Genomic DNA, 20,492 nt, shown 5'->3' with positions numbered 1-20,492 from the left:
GTTAAGAAAGCGAGATGGTCATGTTAGGGCCGCCGGGAATGTCATTTTCTAGCCAGCGCGCGGTAATGGTTTTGGTTTCGGTGTAAAACCGGATAGCCTGCTTTCCGTAAGCATGCAGGTCCCCATAAAATGAATTTTTCCAGCCGGTAAAAGAAAAGAAGGGCAATGGCACCGGAATCGGTACGTTTATTCCTACCTGCCCCACCTCTACTTCCCGCTGATACTTTCTGGCGGCAGCGCCGCTATTGGTGAAAATAGACGTACCATTGCCATAGGGATTGTTATTTACCAGGGTTAGCGCGTCTTCCAATGACGCTGCTGCCATCGTACATAATACCGGCCCGAAGATTTCCTGCTGATAGATATCCATCTGGTCCGTTACATCGGCAAAAACCGTTGGCCCAACCCAGTTACCCTGTTCGTAGCCGGCCACCTGACACTCACTGCCATCGACCAGACAGCGCGCGCCCTGCTCTTTACCGCTTTGAATAAACCCCAGTACCCGCTGCTTCGCTGCCGGACTGATAAGTGGGCCAAAGCCGGCTTTTTTGTCGTCCCATACGCCGGGTTTCACTTGCGCAATACGTTCGGCAAGCTCGGGGATCCATTGCTGCGACTCACCGACAAATACCGCTACCGATATCGCCATACAGCGCTGGCCAGCTGCGCCCACTGAGGCGCCGACCAAATTGTTCAGCACATGCTCTTTATTAGCGTCAGGCATAATAACAGTGTGGTTTTTCGCCCCGGCAAAACATTGTGCGCGTTTCATATTCGCGGTTGCTGTGCGGTAAATATGCTGGCCAACCGGTACTGACCCCACAAAAGAAACTGCCTTAATTAAAGGATGGGTAAGTAGCGGTTCCACCTGCTCTTTGCCGCCGTGGATAACATTGAGCACCCCGGCCGGCGCGCCCGCTTCTATAAACAGTTCAGCCAAGCGCATCGGCGTCATTGGATCTTGCTCAGAAGGCTTAAGAATAAAGGTATTGCCGCAAGCTATTGCTAAAGGGAACATCCACAACGGAATCATCGCAGGGAAGTTAAAAGGAGTAATGCCGACACACACACCCAAAGGTTGAATATGACTATAGGTGTCAATATTGCGAGCCACATTTTCTACTGTTTCACCCATCATCATGGACGGCACATTCATCGCCTGTTCAACCACCTCGATGCCACGCCATACATCGCCCATGGCATCATCAATGGTTTTGCCGGTTTCCTGCGCCAGGGTTTCAGCAATACTGCGCTGATGCTCTTTTAGCAAGGCCTGATAGCGCATCATAACCCGCGCCCGCTCGGTTACCGGTACGTCTTTCCAGGTGTCGAAAGCACGCTGCGCGCTCATGATAGCCTGTTCTATTTCCTGTTCTGTTGCACAGGGAACCTGAGCGATAACCTGGTTATTTGCCGGGTTGGTCACATCAATAAACTGTGTGCTGGAAGATGCCTGCATTTCGCCGTTAATGAGTAGGGATACCTGATGCATAATAAATTGTCCTGAGAATCGATGCGTATACCGACAACATAACGCCACCTTACCTTCACGTAAACGTAAAGCTTTAACCTGACGTTATTTATATGTAAAGAATGTGTGACATTTATCATGCGACAGTCTATTGATAGGATCAATGGCCGTTAGCGAATTTATTTTGTCATCAATAATGACGTACTGGCAGGTCGTTGTTATGCTTAAACAACCTATACCCAATGCCTTCCCTGATTACCGAACAGGTGTGTTTAGATGTCCTATCGCCTCGCCATTGTTGAAGATAACGCCAGCGCCCGGGCTACCCTACGCAGCCATTTGCTTAGCTTGGGGTTATTTGACATCAGTAGCTTCAGTAATGGTAATGAGCTTAAAAGTGCCTTACGCAAGCAGAATTTTGAAATCCTGTTACTTGATTTTCATCTTGGCGAAGGCCGAAATGGCGTGGAGTGGCTACAACTGTTACGCAATGAGCAGTTCATAAAACCCAGTACGGGGATTATTTTTATTACCTGTGATCGCCTGCCCCAAACGATTGGCCAGATTATTGATTGCCAACCCGACTTGCTACTTATCAAGCCCTATAATATGCATAGTCTGTCCCGTGGACTAAAACATTATGTGGCGTACCGGGGATTTGTGCGTGATGCATTATATGCACTGGATAAAGACGATACTGAACAAGCGCTTTCTTTGTTACAACGGCAATTGGAAAGTACTGTTCCGCCGCGCTTGCGCAACGACATTTTGAAGCTCAAAGCGCAACTCCTGTTCGATATTGGCAATATTCCCCGGGCCCGGGCATTGTACGATACTATTTTGCTTGAATCAGACAAAGTGTTGTGGGCCCAGTGGGGCAAAGTAAAGTGTCATTATGTGGAAGGTAACTGGTTTGCCTGCAAAGATGCGCTTAGCGAAATGGTTTCCTCTCAACTGGCACGTGACAAAGCTTTCGAATGGCTGGCGGGGTTATGTTTCGAACAGGAAGCTTACTCTCAGGCCGAGTTTTATCTTGACCATATTAAAACCAGTGCACTGAGCGTACCTGCCACACGCCTGAAATCCTTAACCTATCAAAAACAACATCGCATCATTGAAGGTATCGAGCTGCTACAGAAAAAACGTGACGCCAACCAAAGTGCCCGGGACAAGTTTCACGAATTTACTTTCGAGTTAGCTGAGTTTTATTTATCTATCGCCGAACAGCAGCCATTGACCAACCGGATAGAAAGCCTGAGCCAGGCGCGTAAGCTTATCGGGATTGCCGGGCGCACCTTAAGCGACCCACAATCAGTGCAAAAGCGTGACGTATTAATGGCCTATACCGCGCTGCTGAACAATCAGTCAGATAAAGCCGCAGAACTTATGCAAGGAGATAGTACGCTGCAGTTTCAGCGTACCGATGCCGGCACGCTGGTTACCGCAGCAAAAGTATACGGTGGTGTAGGTCAGCCCCAAAAAGCACGCGAAATGCTGGCCCTGGCACATGCTCGTAACCAAACTAATCTTGATTTATCTGATCAGATTACACATCAACAAAGCCTGACATTGACCGAACAAAAAATGGGGCTGGCGGCAGAGCAGGCCTTTGAACTAAATGACACCGGTACGCGCCTGTTTGTGCAACAGCAATACCTGCAAGCGATGTACTATTTCTACCAAGCATATCGCTTGCTTCCTGGTACGGCGGCCTTTGGCCTGAACCTGTTGCAATGTATGGTACAGGCCAATCATCCCGCCTACCGCACTTTTACCGTGGTTGCCTTACTGGAGAACATGAGTGAGGCGGCACTATCAGGGAATAACCAACAGCGCCTTGCCCAGTTACGTCAAAAAGTAGCGGAAAATAAGCACCTGTACGCATCGGCTAAGGTCCTTGATATAGCAGACACAGATACCTCCACTGAGCCCGCCCACCCAGTTAAGACTGATTCAGCCGGGTCAGCAAGCTAGAGGTATCCCAGCGATGTCCCCCGGCCTTTTGTACATCGGCGTAATATTGGTCTACCAATGCCGTCAGGGCCAGTGTCGAACCATTCCGGCGGGCCTCTTCCAGGGCGATAGATAAGTCCTTGCGCATCCAGTCAACCGCAAAGCCAAAATCATACTGATTCGCCAGCATCGTCGTCGCGCGGTTGTCCATTTGCCATGATTGCGCAGCGCCTTTACTGATCACCTGAATCACCTGCTCACAATCCAGGCCGGCCTGCTGCCCAAAATGTAGCGCCTCAGCTAAGCCTTGGACAATACCGGCAATACAAATCTGGTTCATCATTTTAGCCAGCTGACCAGAGCCAGCTGGTCCTAAACGCTGGGCATGGCGGGCATAGCTGTTAATAACGGGTAATACCTTGGCAAAAGCGCTTTCATCCCCCCCTGCCATTACCGTCAGCTGACCATTCTGTGCTCCCGCCTGGCCGCCAGATACCGGCGCATCGATAAACGCAATATTTTGCTGCGCACAGGTTTGCTCCAGTTCCCGCGCCAGCTCAGCAGAGGCGGTAGTATGGTCCACCAGGGTGGCGCCGCTGGGCAGGGTTTGCAGTACCTGGGCGGTAACACTACGCACGTCGTCATCATTGCCTACACACATAAACACGATGTCGGCCTGGGCCACTGCTTCCGCTACGGTGGCGGCAGCGTGCCCGGCATATTCTTCACACCAGGCCTGCGCTTTGGCAGTGGTGCGGTTGTATACTGTGACCGTATAACCGGCATTGGCCAGATGCCCCGCCATTGGATAACCCATCACCCCTAACCCCAGAAAACTTACATTTTGAACCGTCATTGTTCACCTTTTAGTTGTGTAAACCCCAGTCATTAGGGCGTATGCTAGTCATCTGAACGCTAAAGCATTATTTGCCACTTGCCCGTTCATGCGTTTCATTGACGGCGAGTCGCCATAAGGACAGCAAGTAACCGTGACCACAGTGTATGATTTTTCGGCCCGATTAAACAACACAGAGCAGCATGAGCTGGCGCATTATCACGATAAGGTTCTGCTCATTGTAAATACGGCCAGCCAGTGCGGCTTTACCGGCCAGTATGCGGGGCTGGAGCAGCTTTATCGGCAATATTGTGCCCGCGGTCTGGTGGTACTGGGGTTTCCGTGTAACCAGTTCCGCCAGCAAGAGCCTGGCAGCGATCAACAAATTGCCACCTTTTGCCAAACACATTACGACATCAGTTTTCCGCTGTTTAGCAAAATTGAGGTTAACGGCGCCCATGCCCATCCGCTATTTCGCTACTTAAAACATCAGGCCCCCGGATTATTTGGCACCACTGCGATAAAGTGGAATTTCACCAAGTTTCTGGTAAACCGCCAGGGTCACGCCGTGCAGCGTTTTGGCCCACCGGCTAAACCTGATACGCTTACCCAAGCCATTGAACAATTATTGTAAGGCGTTCGCTTATGCCCGTAAATGTTGCTGTTTTTAGTGCCCAGCCCTACGACGAAGCCTCTTTAACGGCTGCCGCTGCCGACAAATCCGTCGCCCTGACCTTTTTCCCACCAGCGCTTACCCAACAGACCTGTGCTATGGCCAAAGGCTTTTCGGTGGTGTGTGTATTTGTTAATGATACGCTGGATGCCGAGGTAATAAGTACTCTGCATGCATTGGGAGTAAAGCATATTGCGTTACGATGTGCGGGTTACAATAATGTCGACCTGGCGTGCGCCCAGGCACATAATATAGCGGTTTCGCGGGTACCGGCTTATTCCCCGGAAACGGTTGCAGAGCATACCTTAGCGCTGATATTAACGTTAAATCGTAAAACCCATCACGCCTATAACCGGGTTAGAGAAGGTAATTTTTCTCTTAATGGATTACTCGGCTTTACCTTGCATAATAAAACCGTTGGCGTGGTAGGAACAGGCGAAATAGGTCTGGCAGTGGTGCGTATACTGCGGGGTTTTGGGTGTCGGGTGTTATGTTGCGACCCCCAGAAAAACCCAGCGGTCGAGTCACTGGGTGGCGAATATGTATCGGCCGACGTGCTTTTTGATCGCAGTCAGATTATTACCCTCCATTGCCCCTTAACTGAACATACCGCCCACTTTATCGACGCAGATGCTATCGCAAAGATGCAAAAGGGCGTCATGCTTATCAATACCTCGCGGGGCGCTATTGTAGATACCCGTGCGGCCATCGATGGATTAAAGCAAAAGAAAATTGGTGCATTAGGCATAGATGTGTATGAGCAAGAGGCCGGCTTATTCTTCACCGACCGCTCGTTACAGATTATTGATGATGATGTATTTGAACGTTTATTAACCTTCCCCAATGTGCTCATAACCGGCCACCAGGGGTTTTTCACCCAGGAAGCTTTAACTGAGATTGCCAACACCACCATCAACAATATTGAGGATTTTGCCCACCAGCGGGCAACGCAAAAGCGCTTTTTGCTGTCGTAAGCGACGTTTAATCTGCCGGCTTGTCAGGCTTTCGCAACATCAGATGAAAGTACTTGCCCAACCAGCAAAAAGGCGCTTGCTGGCCGTATTGTCGCTCTAAGGCTAACAGTTGGGCAAACACCTCATCATTATCTGGCTTGTGCTGCATATAATCATGAAAACACCGAATTCCGCTTTGCGCCGCAATCTCGAAGCCGGCTTGCGTTACGTGGTGTATCACCTCCCGCGGAGCCAGGGCATTATCCGGGTTTAACCGAACCTGATTTTTTACTTTCATGCCCCGGGCAATGTAATCAAAATTCCCATATACCGCGTTTTGAAACAGCGCTGCATCGCGATTAAAAAAACTGACACTTAGTACACTACCCGGGCGCATCTGCTGGCTCAGACGGGTGAGTGTAGCCAACGGATCGGCTAACCATTCCAGTACAGCATGACATACCACCATGTCGTAATCAGCGAGATTATCAATACTTTGTAAGGTGGCCTGCGCTATCTTCGCCTGGGGATAGTCCACTAATAACTCGCGGGCCAGGGCAAGCACATCTTCAGAAGCATCGGTAAGGGTAACATTGTGCCCCAATGCTAAAAGCGCCCGCGCCATGATACCGGTGCCTCCCCCAAGTTCGATAATATGCTGAGGGCCGCCCTCCAGAAAGGGCTGCATCGCCTCAAGTAACAAAAGGTGGCGGAGCTTACCTTTAGTGGTACCGTAAATATTACGCGCAAATTTATCCGCTATCCCATTAAAGTAGCGATCAGTTTCCTTCATTCAGATAAGCTCATGCAGGGTTGTCGATATCAATAAAGCGTACATCCAAACCAAGTTCACGGGCCAGGTAATCGCCTACCGCTTTGGCCCCGTAGCGTTCAGTGGCATGATGTCCGCACGCAAAGTAATGAATGTCTTGCTCGCGGGCACTGTGAATAGTCTGTTCAGACACTTCGCCACTGATAAAAGCATCCATACCCGCAGCAGCCGCCTGATCAATAAAGCCTTGCCCGCCCCCACTGCACCAAGCTACATGTTGAATAAGTTTGTTGCTATCGCCTTCTACCAGCGGGGTACGGCCCAGTACCTGCGAAATTTTTTCCGTTAACGCTTGCTGGGTCACGGGCTCGGCTAAAGTTGCTTTAAATACAATCCCGTTGGGGGCGATATCTGTCAATGGTTGGCTGTTAACCAGGCCCAATAACGAACCCAGTTGCGCATTATTGCCTAGTTCGGGGTGGATATCGATGGGCAGGTGATAGGCATACAGATTAATGTCGTTGGTTAACAATGCTTTAAGACGCCGCTGCTTCATACCAGTGACGACCGCGGGCTCCCCCTTCCAAAAATAGCCATGATGAACCAGGATGGCATCTGCCTGATGCTCTATGGCGGCATCAATAAGTCGCTGAGAAGCAGTAACACCGGTAACAATAGTCTTAATTCTTAGCTTGCCTTCCACTTGCAAACCATTTGGACAGTAATCTTTCACCTCATTAGGTTTAAGCAGGTTATCCAGTACATTTAATAGTTCCAGACGAGATATCATATTAGCAGGCACCCATTACGTAACATAAAAATGATGGGGCAAAGTCTATCACCAACCGGTAAAAATACCGATAGCGAGATACCCTACGAGGCCTACCAAGCCACGCAATTAAGGCTCGGCCTGTTTAGATACAGGCAAGGGGCAGTACTAGAAGACATACTTACAAGGGGTGGAGAGTAAGGATAGCTAGAAGGTATGGCTAGGGGGTACGACCAGAAGAGATAGCCGGGAAATATACCGGTAGCCGCCACTTTGTTAGCTGAACGGAGACAGCGCTTTGATAAGTCTATGGCGAAGGCGCCACCGTATGACGACCCTCGGATAAACCCTTCGCACACTGTTTGATAAATAACAGCTGATCAGGGTTAAACACAACGTTATCTGCCATTTTTCATTATGGCGCTTGACCAAACCTGACAGGCAACTTAGTACGTGAAGCACATATTTAAACCTTCCCTGGAAAATGCGAAAAGTGTTCTATCCTGTTTCTCTGCTAAGGGGCCTGATTAGCATGTATAAAGAATGTACTGAATCCGGACACAGGGTGGTGGTAACCGTCGCTTCTAATGCATACTGTATTTCATACTATAAATCCGTGTATGTGAGCTGCTGCTAGTCGACTTGGTACTGGCATTGTGCTGCCTCACTGCCATGGCGTTATCGATTTCTCAGGCTGAATAAAATTCGCTGATGTCCCTCATTAACCGGATATCTATGCCAAAGCTGTGAGGTCAGCTATCGGCACTGGCAAGAGGCCAAAAGTCTCTTCTATCGCGCCCTGGCATACTGGCCGTTTGTTCCGATTAAACATATTTAACCCTGCAGCCCCCCACTTATGGCCTTTCGGGATAATCTTGCCCGGGAAAATTGCAGTAACAATAATGTCAGCGTTTTTATCAACAGCGTTTACTCAATCAAGCCTAACTCCATGCGTTCTGTCATTGAGTTGCACTGAGCATGGTACAACTTCGGCTCTGGGAGTCTGGCAAACCCTTCACATTAACCAAATAACTACTTTGGGGAAATCATGATCGACACGCTTAATATTATTGCGATAGTGCTTACCATCGCCCTTGGACTGGTAGGGTTCCTCGCTCCGGACTTTACCATGAATAAACTTGCTCTCAAACCAGACGGAAGCAATATGGGCTATACCGAAATCCGGGCGGCAAACGGCGCTTTATTTGTGGGTGCCGGGCTGGGGGCATTATTTTTATCTATCCCCGCAGCCTTTGCAATGGTCGGTTTTCTCTATGCAGGCGCCGCAGTTGGCCGAATCACCGGAATTCTGTTAAACGACGCCGGCTCGAAAAAAAGTTGGGGGTATTTCATTGTAGAAGCCTGCCTGGCGATTTACCTGCTGGCAGCAAATCTATAAATACTAAATTTAACTCAACTCTTTGATTAATAGAAGGTCATATGAAATCAATCATCATTACAGGTGCATCTTCAGGACTCGGTGAAGCTATATCCATCAGGTTTGCGCGAGAAGGATGGTTAGTGTTTGCCGGCGTTCGCAGCGAGGATGATGCCAAAAACCTTGCTGAAAAAGAACCTCAGATACAGCCTATTTTTCTGGATGTATCAAAGCCGGAGCAAATCAAGAAAGCGGTAGACCAGGTCGTTGAAAAACTAGCAGGACAAACACTCGGCGGGCTCGTAAACAATGCAGGCATTGCCAAACTCGGCCCCCTGGCATTGCAGGATATCGACGAATTTATTCAGCATTTTGAAGTGAATGCTTTTGGCGGACTGCGAATGGCTCAGGCCTTTCTACCCCTTTTGGGCACGGATAAAACCCTTAACGGCGATCCCGGGCGCATTATCAACATAACCAGTCTCGGCGGCGAACTGCCCTCCCCGTTTCTGGGCGCTTACACTGCCAGTAAACACGCTATGGAAAGCATCACAGACAGTTTGCGTCGCGAGTTGATGGTATACGGCATAGATTCAATCTCGATTGGGCCGGGCAGTGTTAAAACGCCTATCTGGAAGAAAGCAAAAGAAGCAAATGCTGCCGAGCAATATAAAGATAGTGCGTGGAAAGACTCAATTAAAAACTTTCTGGACGTGATGATAGAAGGAGCAGAAGACGGACTCGAGACTGAAGATATCGCCGATGTCGTTTATGAGGCCATGACCGCTGACAAACCTAAAGCACGCTATGCGCCGGTACCGAACAAATTCGTCAACTATACCCTGCCCACTATGCTGCCAGAGCGTCTGGTTGACGAGATATTTGCGAAGAAATTTGATATTAAAGAAAACGACTAGCAAATGTATAACAACACACTTTGCGGTGTGCAGACTTAAACGCCTGGCAATTAGCAGAACAGCTGGCATAGAAAATTCGCAAGGATTTCTCTGTATTAATGGCAAGTACCGTCAAAGAAATCAATGTACCGTCAAGGAAATTAAGGCAAGAGGCCTATAATCATTGGGATACGGTCAGGCAGGCCAAAACGTATAGCACATGCAGCATTGGCAAACGGGTAACCTGTCACATAGCATTGAGAAATGTGCTATCCGGACACGGCGAAAAGCGACCAGAAAAAAGCGTGAGCGAAACAGCTCGTGTGCCAGGTTAGTGATTTTTGCCGCCTCATCGCCCCACTATAATAGCCCTTATGTTAAAAGATCGATTTACCATTAGTTTAGGGTCCCCACCTGGTGTAATACGCGGATCATATCTAGCGCGGTCTCTGCGCCAACTTTCTAAATCGGGTACCCGATACTATAAATATGGTGTAGGTTTGGCCGCGTGACATGATAGCTAGTACCAGTCACGAGATTTGCTTGCCTTCAGCCAAGATGCTCCCCGTCTGCTAAAGATGCTCGATAGTATCGACGCACGGTACGGCTGACATACGCGGCAGCTTGCCAGCCGCGGTATAGAACAAAGGTTCGATATGAAACAAGAGTTTCTATTAACACGCGCAATGATATGGCGTGATATAGCGCGGGTCATGTGTTGCAGACTATATAGAATTGGTGGGTCCGCTATGTACCTTGAGTTCAATTGGTGAGTGCAACGCTATCCTTATTAAAGGAGGAATGTTGCCATGAAACAAAGAAAACGTATCTATTACTCACCAGAACAGAAAGCACTTATTTGGGACAGGTATAAGCGAGGTGATTCGCTGCATGATATCGCTAGAATGTTTGACCGCTTTCACTCTTCTATTATGCCAACCATTTATCAAACTGGTGGGTATCGGCCACCAGAACGAAAAAGACATCTACAGTCTCTTTCGCTTGATGAAAGAGAAGAAATATCACGATGCTTAGTCGGTAAACAATCCATTCGAGAAATTGCCAGACGTTTGTCTAGAGCGCCATCTACAATTAGCCGTGAAGTAAAAAGAAATGGTGGGCTGAAGCACTACCGTGCCGTAAGAGCTGAACAACGAGCATGGGACGAAGCATTGAGACCTAAGCCATGTAAGTTAATTGACTCTCCAGATTTATGTAAGCTGATAGCCGTTAAGCTTAAAAGGGCATGGTCACCACAACAAATTGCAGGTTGGTTAAAGCGACAATACCCCAATAATCAGGAAATGTACGTGTCTCACGAAACCATCTATAAAACACTCTTCATTCAGACGCGAAGCGCTCTAAAGAAAGAACTGCAAAAGTGTTTGCGGTCAAAAAGAGTGGTTCGCAAGTCGCGTCAATCTTCACTGAAAAGGTTAGGTCTAGGAAAAATTCCTGACGCCGTTTCTATTAGTGAGCGACCTGCATCAGTTGAAGATAGAGCGATACCTGGTCACTGGGAAGGCGACCTTATATGTGGTTCTAACAACAGTTACATAGCGACACTAGTAGAGAGGCACTCTCGATTCGTAATGCTGGCAAAAGTGGATGATAGTAAAACGTCGACCGTGATTGCTGCACTTATTAAGCACGCTCAAAAGCTACCTAAGGAACTATATAAATCTCTAACTTGGGACAGGGGGAGAGAAATTAAAGACCACAAACAGTTCACTCTAGCCACTGATATAAAAGTCTATCTTTGTGATCCTTACTCACCGTGGCAACGTGGTTCCAATGAAAACACCAATCGATTACTACGGCAGTATTTTCCAAAAAGTACCGACTTATCAGTACACAGCCAACAAAAACTTAGCAGCGTAGCGAGACAACTTAACGAAAGACCAAGAAAAACGTTAGACTATGAAACACCAGCACAGAAATTTAACCGATGTGTTGCGCCCATCGATTGAACTCAAGACGTAAAGCGGCCGTTGGAAAGTATTCGACTCAGCTACAACTAAGAGCAATTTGCAGATGGTAAAAGAAGTTATATTATGAAGCGGGTTATGTCCTATAACACGCTTTGGCAAATATGTTAAAAAAGCAAAACATGGCAATGGAAATTCTAATGATGTTAAAACGTTGGCTAATCTTGGGCTGAATTCGATATGGAGGGCAAGTTTTGGATATGAAAAGAGGGATTATAGTCGGTCAGCCATTTTGGATTCATAACAATCAACGGCATACTAGATACTTACACGGAAGTGAATTGAGAAAGTATTTATTGTTTTGGGATGAGATCGTTTATCCAGACGGCCCCATGTTAGAAAAAACTATCAACAATCCTGAGCTACAATACCTTGAGAGTGTAGGTGTTTTACAGCGTCATGAACTTATTGATAAAACAATCAACATTAACTTGTCGCGCTTTAGGACTGTTAATGGCAAGAGGCAATCTATTGACGGCATAGATCATCTTTTCTCTGTTCATGCTCAGCTAGAAGCCTATAAAATTTATAGTGAGCGTGAACCCGGAGCTTGGAGTCTTGCTAAAGCTGGATATTTTCACCAAAAAGCTGACCCAAGAATGGGAAGTGCTCTAGATATTGAGCTTTTGAATATGATACCAATTCCTCAGCGACAAGTCCCATTTGATGATATTTTAAATTTTAAAAAGCATCGCAGAGATGAACTGCTTGCGTTCAGATGCTTTCTTGATTCTATATATGACAATATTATTACTTCCGGTGACATTCCGCGCGCTAAAAACGCTGAAATGGCTAGGCTAGAATTAGCTCTTCTCGATCTAGCTAGAACACTGAGAGAATCTAAAATTGAGTATGTTTGCAAAAGTTTAAAAGCGAAAATATCACGAGCTGAATTTTTGGGAGTAGCCGGCTTAGGCTATGGCCTAAGCCAACCTATCTTGGGTTCTTTTAATATGAACCCTATAGTCGCGGGAACGATAATGTCAGGTATAGTATTTCTAGGGTCGAGAGCAGTCTTTCCATCTATTCCGAACATCCCGAAGCCTCTTACTTATATTGCTAGTATAAATGAGTATTCTGTATGAATATTAGAGTGCTAATTGTAGCTGAACACAAATTACTAGCGAAACATTAAATTCCACCTTTGATGTGCGAGGTATGTCTACTACTAACACAAAGTTATTGAGTAAGAATTGAATTTCGTATGTCCGCTCATTGTCTAAAGCGGCAGTTCAAGCTATTGCTGTGAAATATCAGATATAGTAAGTCAAAATCCCAAACTGTCCGACCGTTTACGAGTCAGTACCGCTAATCATTAACCAGTAAACTTTAGAAAAAAGCTTCCCTCTGCCAGCTAATGGCGGCTCATGTCGGTAACAGCCAGTTCTTTGCAATAATTTAGACATACCAGAGGATTTATTTTAAGGCAGAAATAAGCAGCACAAAGCATCAGAAAAAAGCCTGATACCGATGTTAACTCTTAAGGCTTACCCGGGTAAAGGCGCGCCGCCGATACCATTTGCGACAAATGGTACCAAGTGAGAAATAACATCCACTACCTCTACCCGCTGGTTGAAATCCGCTTGGGCGATTTCGGTAAGGGCCTGACACGACGCCATTGAAAACACAAAACTACCCATTGCAAAATGTAACCGCCAAAACAGTTCACTGTCATCAATATGCGGTAGGCGGCGATGAATTTGCTCAAGCAGACGGTGCACGGTAGCGCCGTAATCATGCATGATAAAACGTCGCAGATGGCCCTGCGTTTCGGTATAACCGCGCCCCAACAGGACGACAAAGCGTTCCGTCCCACCCGGTTTTACCTGTCGCAGCGCCAGCATGGGTGGAATCATGGCATTAAATAAAGCGCCGATACCTGGTTGTCCGGTCTGCAAGGGCAATGTTGCAAAGGCCTTGTCTAATTCGGGCATCAATACATCAAAATAGCGTTTTAATACCGCCTGAATTAAGTTTTTCTTACTACCAAAATGATAGTTAACGGAGGCTAAATTAACCCCCGCCCTGGCCGTGATATTGCGCATAGATGTCTGGGTGAAGCCCTGTTCCGCGAACAGCGCTTCGGCAGCATCTACAATACGTATTTTGGTTGTTTGAGCCATGGTCGTTGCTTAGTGGAACCAACTGCGCGACTCACTCCACATACGCATTAATGAACGCTGGGCGACTTTGGCAAAAGACATCCCTAACTTTTCAGCTACGTTCTTTTTGTGCGCATATTTCACGCTATAGATTTGCTTATCAGGATGGGCTGACAAGATGTAATCATCTGAGGTCATGATTTCATCTACTAAGCCCAGTTCTTTTGCTTTAATACCCGGCCAGAATTCGCCCGTGGCCACTTTTTCAATATCCATTTCGCTGCGCTGCTCATGAACCCAATCTTTGAACAAAGTGTGAATTTCTTCAATTTCCTGTTGGAACTTCTCGCGTCCTTCGTCGGTATTTTCACCGAACACGGTAAGTGTGCGCTTATACGCTCCGGCCGTGTGCTGCTCAAACTCCACGTCATTTTTCTTCAACACTTTGTTGAAGTTAGGAAGCTGTGCCAATACACCGATAGAACCGATATAAGCAAAACGAGAAGCCATAAGGTGGTCCGCCACACAAGCCATCATATAGCCACCACTAGCGGCCACTTTATCAACGGCTACGGTCAGCTTTATGCCGGCATCTTTTACCCGCTGTAATTGTGATGCTGCCAGGCCGTAGCCATGGACTACCCCACCGCCGCTTTCCAGCCGAACTAAAATCTCATCAGCCTTTTCAGCAACACATAAGATAGCAGTGACTTCTTCACGTAAACGTTCAACTTCATGTGCATCCATAGAGCCTTTAAAGTCAATCACATATAAGCGGGGCTTAGCGTGATCCTGTTTATCCTGACTTTTTGCTTCTTTTTTCTGCTGCTTGGCAAGCTTTTTCATACTCGCTTTATCAAGTAGAACTGAACGCGCATAATGGGTTATATCTTTTAATTGTTCGGATAGCGATACAATTTCCAGATGCCCTTTACCCGGTTTTTGTTTGCTGGCTGCACCCACAATGGCAGCAATAATGATGACAATGGCCACAACCAAAGTTACTGCCTTTGCCAAAAACAGCCCGTATTCGTACAAAAACTCCAAATTTCTCTCCTGATGCTATCCAAAGATAGTGCTATTCAAATTGAGGTTGACGCAAGTTTACCAGCGTTAAACAGGACTTACGACAGGCACGTTTTATCAAATCCATAAAAAAGGCCAGCACAATGGCTGGCCTCAATGAATATTGATGGTTAATTCGCCACCACATCCGGATTGCTAATCACAATAGTACTACCTTGCGTAGCGATAAACGTGGCTACCTCGGTTTGCATTTCTTTGGTTACCGCAGGGTTGGCAGTGGGCAGAAGGCTTGAACCATGCGCGCCAGCGGTAAACTGGACCTGGCCCGAAACCGGATCGCCGGTGACGGTGCTGCTAACCTGCTGCAAGCCCAATAGCGTTGCTAGCGGCTGCTGTCCTGCCAATGGCAATGCGGTGGTGACCGGAATAACCTGATCAGGCTTATTCTCATCACTACCATCGCCCACCACACTCATCATATGTACCGGCGTATTTTGCGCCAGAGTAGACGCATAATTATTCGGGTCGCCGGCATCCAATACCGCTTGTGCAGCGAAGGCAAATTCGCCTAAGGTGGCCTGTACCTGGGCTGCTTGCTCGGCGCTCAAGGCTTGTTCAAACTGCGCAACTGCGGTGACCAGTTGTTCACGTGTGACGTCTATCGAACCATAAAGCTGGGTTAATAGCGCTTTAAATTCCTCTGATGACTCGGTAAGCAGTAAACCTTTAATCAACGGCCCGAATGAGGGCGATTCAATCAGAAACTGCGCCACGCCACCGCCTGGCGATTCAAGCGAGGCCGCATTAACACTGAACATACCGTCCAACACGGCCAACTCATCCCCCAATGAAGTATTCGCAATTGCCGCAAAGTTACCGCTGGTGATAGCCCCTAAAGAAACACCCATTACCGAAACGCGTCCCAGATTCAGCTTTACAGCGCTCTCAGCGGTGTTATCTATCAACCTATTTAAGCCTAAGCGAACGCCCAGTAAATCGGCTACGCTCTGACGCAAATTATCGCGCGCCGTAGGTAGGCTGCCCAGGTTCATATAATGGGTTGGGCTGACCGATGTGGCATTGATATCATCGGTACCGTCGCTATCTAAATCGAACCCACGGCTACCATGTAGCGGCTGATCGATAGCCACCGTAGCGATACCGGCCAGCGACAAGGCGCCGGTAATCGCCAGCATATCTTCTTTTTTGCTGGTGATGCCGTGGTATAAAATTACCACAGGCCAGCCTTCGGCGGGCGTAGTCAGCGGTATACCCAGTGCGCCTGCTACCTGCGGGTCGGGTAAGGTTACCTGTACATCCAGCGCCTGTAGTGCCGTGGCCTGGGGTACCGGGTTGTAGCGCGTAATATGACGGGCGCTATCAAGCATCTGCTCGTCTACCCGTAAGTCAGCTAAACCGATTTGTTGACACAGGGCGTTGTTGGGCCCCGGTTGGGCTGCGGCCAAAACCTCATCACCGGCGCCAGCGATGACAATACCGCTGTCACAGGCGGCATGCCAAAAGCCGGTTACCGGAGCCATAGGGTTTTCAGCACTGGGGAGTGGTAAATAGTACGGTAGGCTAATACTACCTTCATAACGCTGAGCGGCGCAAAACGGCCCAACCTGAGTCAGTAAACCATTGGCAGCAGCCTGAGCAGCGGTGTTTAGCTCGCCCCACTCGTCAGCCAGGGCGCCAGTTACGGTATTAATCAGTCCGTCACAGCTTTGCAGACGACTAAAGTCAGTCGCATCAAGCTCTGCTGAGACTTGCAGTATAGTAGCGGATAGTACTTCGTCACTTACCAGGTTCAACGCTTCCATCGCAGTAGGGGCTGCTGCCGGGTCATCGACCGATATAGCGGGTAGTGACTCTGCGGCATCAGGATCGCCGCCAGCCACGCGCGCTGCATAAGTGGCTACCGACAGTTTTTTAAGTGACTGTAAGGCGTTATCCACTGATTGGGTGGTAAAGGTTGCTACATAGGTTAATTCGTCTCGCGAGAAACCGGCCGACTCCAGCGGCGTAATAAAGCTGTTCACCAGCCCTTGCAGCTGCAACTGATCATCTGTGCTTAACGGGTTCACGTTAATATCCTGGCGAACCAGATCCCAAGTGGTAGAGCCCTGTACGGCTTTACCACTACTGTCTTTCAGGCCGGTAGTCATCACCAGCATATAGCCGCTGGCTGGCTTAAGCGGTTTAAGCGGTACCACTGAAATAGTATCTGCATCTACCAGACTAAGTACATAATCTTCGCCATAGGTGAGTGCATCCCCCACTTTACAGCCAGCTGAAGGGGTGGTGATCGCGGCGCAATCGGCATCACTTTGGTCCAGCCCCAACGTGGCTTCATATAAAAACACGCCGGCTGCAAGCGAACTCTCGTCTAACGACACGCCAGCGGGAGTAACAACATCAATAACAAAAGGATGCTGAGTGGACCAACCATCAAGAACATTTAATGCATTTACCGGGTCGCTGTAATCGCTGGGATCATCAACAGGAATATTCAGGGTGTAATCAAAAAAACCATCATCGCCGGGTAACATCAGTAAATCGTTTGGTGTGTTCAGATCGCCAGCTGCCGGGTCGAATACGATACGGGATAATGGCGTCTGGGTGGGGGTTTCGGCCTGGATGTCGTCTATGCTATCCCCAGAGCCACCACAACCTGCTAGCCCCAGTGCTATGGCAACACTGGAACTGATAAGTAGTTTTCTCATGATTTCTCCCTAAATTTCATTGTTTTTATGGTCTGTTTAAAACCCACGTTACCTGACATTCCTGTCTTTAAAGAGCCGGTCACCCCAGGGCCTACAAAATAGATTTCAAACAAGTAAGACCAGTTTGTTATAGCGCAATCTTATTGAGATTGCAGCAACTTTGCAAAATTTTGTTAACTTTTTATTTTCTTTTGGCGGCTCCTATGTGGTGTTTCGCATTCATTCGTTTACAAGTGCTGCCAGCTTTGTATGATTAGCGGCAATTTTTATGGCAAGGTGTCTATAGCAAACATAGACCACAAATAATGCAGAGGCGAAAATGAACGACTACCGGGCCCCGGCAACACTTCTTGAAGACAAAATCATTCTGGTTACCGGTGCAGGAGACGGGATCGGCGCTGAAGCTGCCCGCACTTATGCTGCCCATGGCGCCACGGTCATATTACTGGGCCGCACAGTCAGTAAACTGGAAGCGGTGTATGACGACATTGTGGCTGCGGGTCATCCACAACCGGCCATTATCCCGATGGATTTAAAAGGCGCCACGGCGAGTAATTACGCTGACATGGCAGAAACCATTGAAGATAAGTTCGGCCGGCTTGACGGGGTATTGCATAACGCTTCGGTACTAGGCCAGCTAAGCGCTTTTGTCGATATTCCCGAACAGGAATGGCTGGATGTAATGCATATCAATGTTAACGGGACGGCGTTGATGACGCAAAAGCTGATCCCCGTATTACGCCTGGCACCGGCTGCTTCGGTGGTATTCACCACCTCCAGTGTTGGCCGTAAAGGGCGCGCGTTTTGGGGTACCTATGCGGTGTCTAAATTCGCGACTGAGGGATTGATGCAGGTATTGGCCAGTGAATTTGAAAACCGTAGTATTCGGTTCAACTGTATTAATCCAGGCGGTACCCGGACCGCGATGAGAGCCAGCGCGTTTCCGGCTGAAGATCCACAGACATTAAAAACGCCGACGCAAATTATGCCATTGTATTTGTATTTAATGGGCTATGACAGCGAAGGAGTAAACGGGCAGTCGTTAGATTGCCAGCCAAAATAACCCGCTAATTTTCGTCTTCTTGCCGGCGCCAATGCTAAAAAGGCTACCTATACAGGTAGCCTTTATCCACGCCAGCCAAACATGTGGGTCTAGCTATACTATCGGGTTAGCAGTTAGCCTGGCGCATGTTCAATTTTAGCCCAGGTATCACGTAAACCCACCGTCTGGTTGAAAACCAGTTGTTCGGCCTGGCTATCCGGGTCGCAACAAAAATACCCCGTGCGTTCAAACTGCCACGCGCCAGATTCAGGGGTGGCACCGCGTAAGCCTGCTTCTACGTAGCCATGTTTAACGGTAAGTGATTCCGGGTTTATTGCTTCAACAAAGTCATCCTGGGCAGCCGGATTGGGCACGGTAAATAACCGATCGTACAATCTAAATTGCGCAGGTACCGCCGTGGCAGCATCCACCCAATGAATTACGCCCTTAACCTTTCTACCGTCGGCAGGATCTTTGCCCAGGGTATCGACATCATAGGTGCAATAAATCGTTTTAATATTACCATCGCTGTCTTTATCAACCCGCTCGGCTTTAATAACGTAGGCATTGCGCAACCGTACTTCTTTACCCAACACTAGCCGCTTGAACTTTTTATTCGCTTCTTCGCGAAAATCTTCCGCTTCGATATACACTTCGCGGCTAAAGGTAATGCTACGGGTGCCCATCGTCTCATCATTAGGATGTAACGGCGCGTCGATTGTCTGACTCTCGCTGGCGGCCATATTTTCAATAATGACTTTAACCGGCTCAAGCACAGCCATGGCGCGCGGGGCATTAACATTCAGGTCATCGCGAATACACGACTCCAGCATCCCCATTTCCACCATGTTATCCATTTTGGTCACGCCAATGCGCTTACAAAATTCACGGATCGAGCCAGCGGTATAACCACGTCGACGCAAACCGGCAATGGTTGGCATACGCGGGTCATCCCAGCCAGATACGTGTTGCTCGTCTACCAGCTGAATTAACCGGCGCTTACTCAACACGGTATATTCCAGGTTTAAACGAGAAAATTCATACTGACGAGGCGTACAGTCGATAGTGATATTATCGATAACCCAGTCGTACAGACGGCGGTTATCCTGAAACTCCAGGGTACACAGCGAATGCGTAATCCCTTCCAGAGCATCAGATATACAGTGGGTAAAATCGTACATGGGATACACACACCACTTATCACCCGTTTGGTGATGGTGGGCAAATTTAACCCGGTAAATAATGGGATCGCGCATGCACATGAATGGCGAAGCCATATCGATTTTCGCGCGCAAGCTGCACTGCCCTTCCGCGTACTCGCCAGCCGTCATTTTAGCAAATTCACGACGGTTGGTTGCTACATCAGTATCCCGATAAGCACTGTTGCGGCCTGGCTCGGTTAACGTGCCACGTAATGCTCGCACTTCTTCATGAGAAGAAAAATCAACATAGGCTAAGCCTTTGTCGATAAGTTCATTAGCATAAGCATGCAACTGGTCAAAATAATTCGAGGAATAGCAGGGTTCACCCTCCCATTCAAAGCCCAGCCAACGTACGTCATGGGAAATACTGTTGACGAAGGAGATGTCTTCTTTCTCTGGGTTGGTATCATCAAAGCGTAAGTTACAGGCACCCTGATAGTCTTGCGCAATACCAAAATTAAGACAAATAGACTTAGCATGACCAATGTGCAGATAGCCATTCGGCTCGGGCGGAAAACGCGTTTTCACCTGCTGGTGTAATCCAGCCGCCAAATCTTTTTCGATAATCTGCCGGATAAAGTTGGTCGGACGATTTTCAGTCTCCGCCATTCGCGCATTCCCCTTTAATAAACTAATTAAAATTACTGTGTTGGGGAGTATAACATCGGGCGTGTGGCGGGCGATATTTTTTCGTAGGCTCCCGGTT

Annotated in this window: 16 protein-coding genes; 8 read left to right on the top strand and 8 right to left on the bottom strand. The window is 48.1% G+C overall.

All coding sequences use genetic code 11. The features are described from left to right. Position 1: 1 nt before the first annotated feature. Positions 2 to 1,492 carry a CoA-acylating methylmalonate-semialdehyde dehydrogenase gene (locus D0Y50_RS09150; RefSeq protein WP_117316575.1) on the bottom strand — a complete coding sequence of 497 codons (1,491 nt, stop codon included), beginning with the start codon at positions 1,490 to 1,492 and terminating at the stop codon, positions 2 to 4. Positions 1,493 to 1,747: 255 nt separating this feature from the next. Here D0Y50_RS09150 and D0Y50_RS09145 point away from each other — a divergent pair, with 255 nt between their 5' ends. Then, complete coding sequence (locus D0Y50_RS09145; protein ID WP_117316573.1) at positions 1,748 to 3,445, top strand: response regulator; 1,698 nt, start codon at positions 1,748 to 1,750, stop codon at positions 3,443 to 3,445. Here D0Y50_RS09145 and D0Y50_RS09140 read toward each other — a convergent pair. Next, the gene (locus tag D0Y50_RS09140; RefSeq protein WP_108567981.1) at positions 3,414 to 4,280 is read right to left on the bottom strand and encodes an NAD(P)-dependent oxidoreductase; all 867 of its coding nucleotides are present in this window, start codon (positions 4,278 to 4,280) and stop codon (positions 3,414 to 3,416) included. The genes D0Y50_RS09145 and D0Y50_RS09140 overlap by 32 nt on opposite strands. A 133-nt stretch (positions 4,281 to 4,413) precedes the next feature. Here D0Y50_RS09140 and D0Y50_RS09135 point away from each other — a divergent pair, with 133 nt between their 5' ends. Together D0Y50_RS09135 and D0Y50_RS09130 are read left to right on the top strand one after the other, a co-directional pair. After that, positions 4,414 to 4,893, top strand: coding sequence for a glutathione peroxidase (locus tag D0Y50_RS09135; protein WP_108567980.1), 480 nt, complete (start codon positions 4,414 to 4,416; stop codon positions 4,891 to 4,893). A gap of 11 nt (positions 4,894 to 4,904) precedes the next feature. Next, complete coding sequence (locus D0Y50_RS09130) at positions 4,905 to 5,906, top strand: 2-hydroxyacid dehydrogenase (RefSeq protein ID WP_108567979.1); 1,002 nt, start codon at positions 4,905 to 4,907, stop codon at positions 5,904 to 5,906. A 7-nt stretch (positions 5,907 to 5,913) separates the two neighbouring features. On the opposite strand, the gene D0Y50_RS09125 is transcribed toward D0Y50_RS09130, so the two are convergent. Both D0Y50_RS09125 and D0Y50_RS09120 read right to left on the bottom strand, forming a co-directional pair. Beyond that, on the bottom strand, positions 5,914 to 6,678 hold the full coding sequence (locus D0Y50_RS09125) for a methyltransferase (protein WP_117316571.1): 765 nt from the start codon (positions 6,676 to 6,678) through the stop codon (positions 5,914 to 5,916). A gap of 10 nt (positions 6,679 to 6,688) precedes the next feature. After that, complete coding sequence (locus tag D0Y50_RS09120; protein WP_170145473.1) at positions 6,689 to 7,447, bottom strand: Nif3-like dinuclear metal center hexameric protein; 759 nt, start codon at positions 7,445 to 7,447, stop codon at positions 6,689 to 6,691. A 1,027-nt stretch (positions 7,448 to 8,474) separates the two neighbouring features. Between D0Y50_RS09120 and D0Y50_RS09115 the strand changes: the two genes are divergently transcribed. From D0Y50_RS09115 to D0Y50_RS09100, 4 genes are all read left to right on the top strand, one after another. Continuing rightward, the gene (locus D0Y50_RS09115) at positions 8,475 to 8,825 is read left to right on the top strand and encodes a DUF4345 family protein (RefSeq protein WP_117316569.1); all 351 of its coding nucleotides are present in this window, start codon (positions 8,475 to 8,477) and stop codon (positions 8,823 to 8,825) included. A 41-nt stretch (positions 8,826 to 8,866) separates the two neighbouring features. After that, positions 8,867 to 9,721 carry an SDR family oxidoreductase gene (locus tag D0Y50_RS09110; RefSeq protein WP_117316567.1) on the top strand — a complete coding sequence of 285 codons (855 nt, stop codon included), beginning with the start codon at positions 8,867 to 8,869 and terminating at the stop codon, positions 9,719 to 9,721. Between the two features lie 788 nt (positions 9,722 to 10,509). Beyond that, positions 10,510 to 11,670, top strand: a complete 1,161-nt coding sequence (locus D0Y50_RS09105; RefSeq protein ID WP_117315147.1) for an IS30 family transposase — start codon at positions 10,510 to 10,512, stop codon at positions 11,668 to 11,670. Between the two features lie 218 nt (positions 11,671 to 11,888). After that, entirely contained in the window at positions 11,889 to 12,773 is an 885-nt protein-coding gene (locus D0Y50_RS09100; RefSeq protein WP_117316565.1) for a DUF6236 family protein, read from the top strand. Positions 12,774 to 13,175: 402 nt separating this feature from the next. On the opposite strand, the gene D0Y50_RS09095 is transcribed toward D0Y50_RS09100, so the two are convergent. The 3 genes from D0Y50_RS09095 to D0Y50_RS09085 all read right to left on the bottom strand — a co-directional run bounded on the left by D0Y50_RS09095 (position 13,176) and on the right by D0Y50_RS09085 (position 17,542). Continuing rightward, complete coding sequence (locus tag D0Y50_RS09095; protein ID WP_108567051.1) at positions 13,176 to 13,811, bottom strand: TetR/AcrR family transcriptional regulator; 636 nt, start codon at positions 13,809 to 13,811, stop codon at positions 13,176 to 13,178. A 9-nt stretch (positions 13,812 to 13,820) separates the two neighbouring features. Beyond that, complete coding sequence (sohB, locus tag D0Y50_RS09090) at positions 13,821 to 14,837, bottom strand: protease SohB (RefSeq protein WP_108567050.1); 1,017 nt, start codon at positions 14,835 to 14,837, stop codon at positions 13,821 to 13,823. Positions 14,838 to 14,986: 149 nt separating this feature from the next. Beyond that, positions 14,987 to 17,542 carry a VolA/Pla-1 family phospholipase gene (locus tag D0Y50_RS09085; RefSeq protein ID WP_117316564.1) on the bottom strand — a complete coding sequence of 852 codons (2,556 nt, stop codon included), beginning with the start codon at positions 17,540 to 17,542 and terminating at the stop codon, positions 14,987 to 14,989. 319 nt (positions 17,543 to 17,861) lie between these two features. Here D0Y50_RS09085 and D0Y50_RS09080 point away from each other — a divergent pair, with 319 nt between their 5' ends. Then, complete coding sequence (locus tag D0Y50_RS09080; RefSeq protein WP_108567048.1) at positions 17,862 to 18,605, top strand: YciK family oxidoreductase; 744 nt, start codon at positions 17,862 to 17,864, stop codon at positions 18,603 to 18,605. A 113-nt stretch (positions 18,606 to 18,718) separates the two neighbouring features. Here the strand turns inward: D0Y50_RS09080 and glnS are convergent, their stop codons facing one another. Then, complete coding sequence (gene glnS, locus D0Y50_RS09075; protein WP_108567047.1) at positions 18,719 to 20,395, bottom strand: glutamine--tRNA ligase; 1,677 nt, start codon at positions 20,393 to 20,395, stop codon at positions 18,719 to 18,721. Between the last annotated feature and the right edge of the window lie 97 nt (positions 20,396 to 20,492).

Source organism: Salinimonas sediminis, assembly GCF_003429285.1.
GTDB lineage: Bacteria > Pseudomonadota > Gammaproteobacteria > Enterobacterales > Alteromonadaceae > Alteromonas > Alteromonas indica.
The sequence above is the reverse complement of the archived record's forward strand: the minus strand, read 5'-3'. Positions and strand labels throughout refer to the sequence as shown.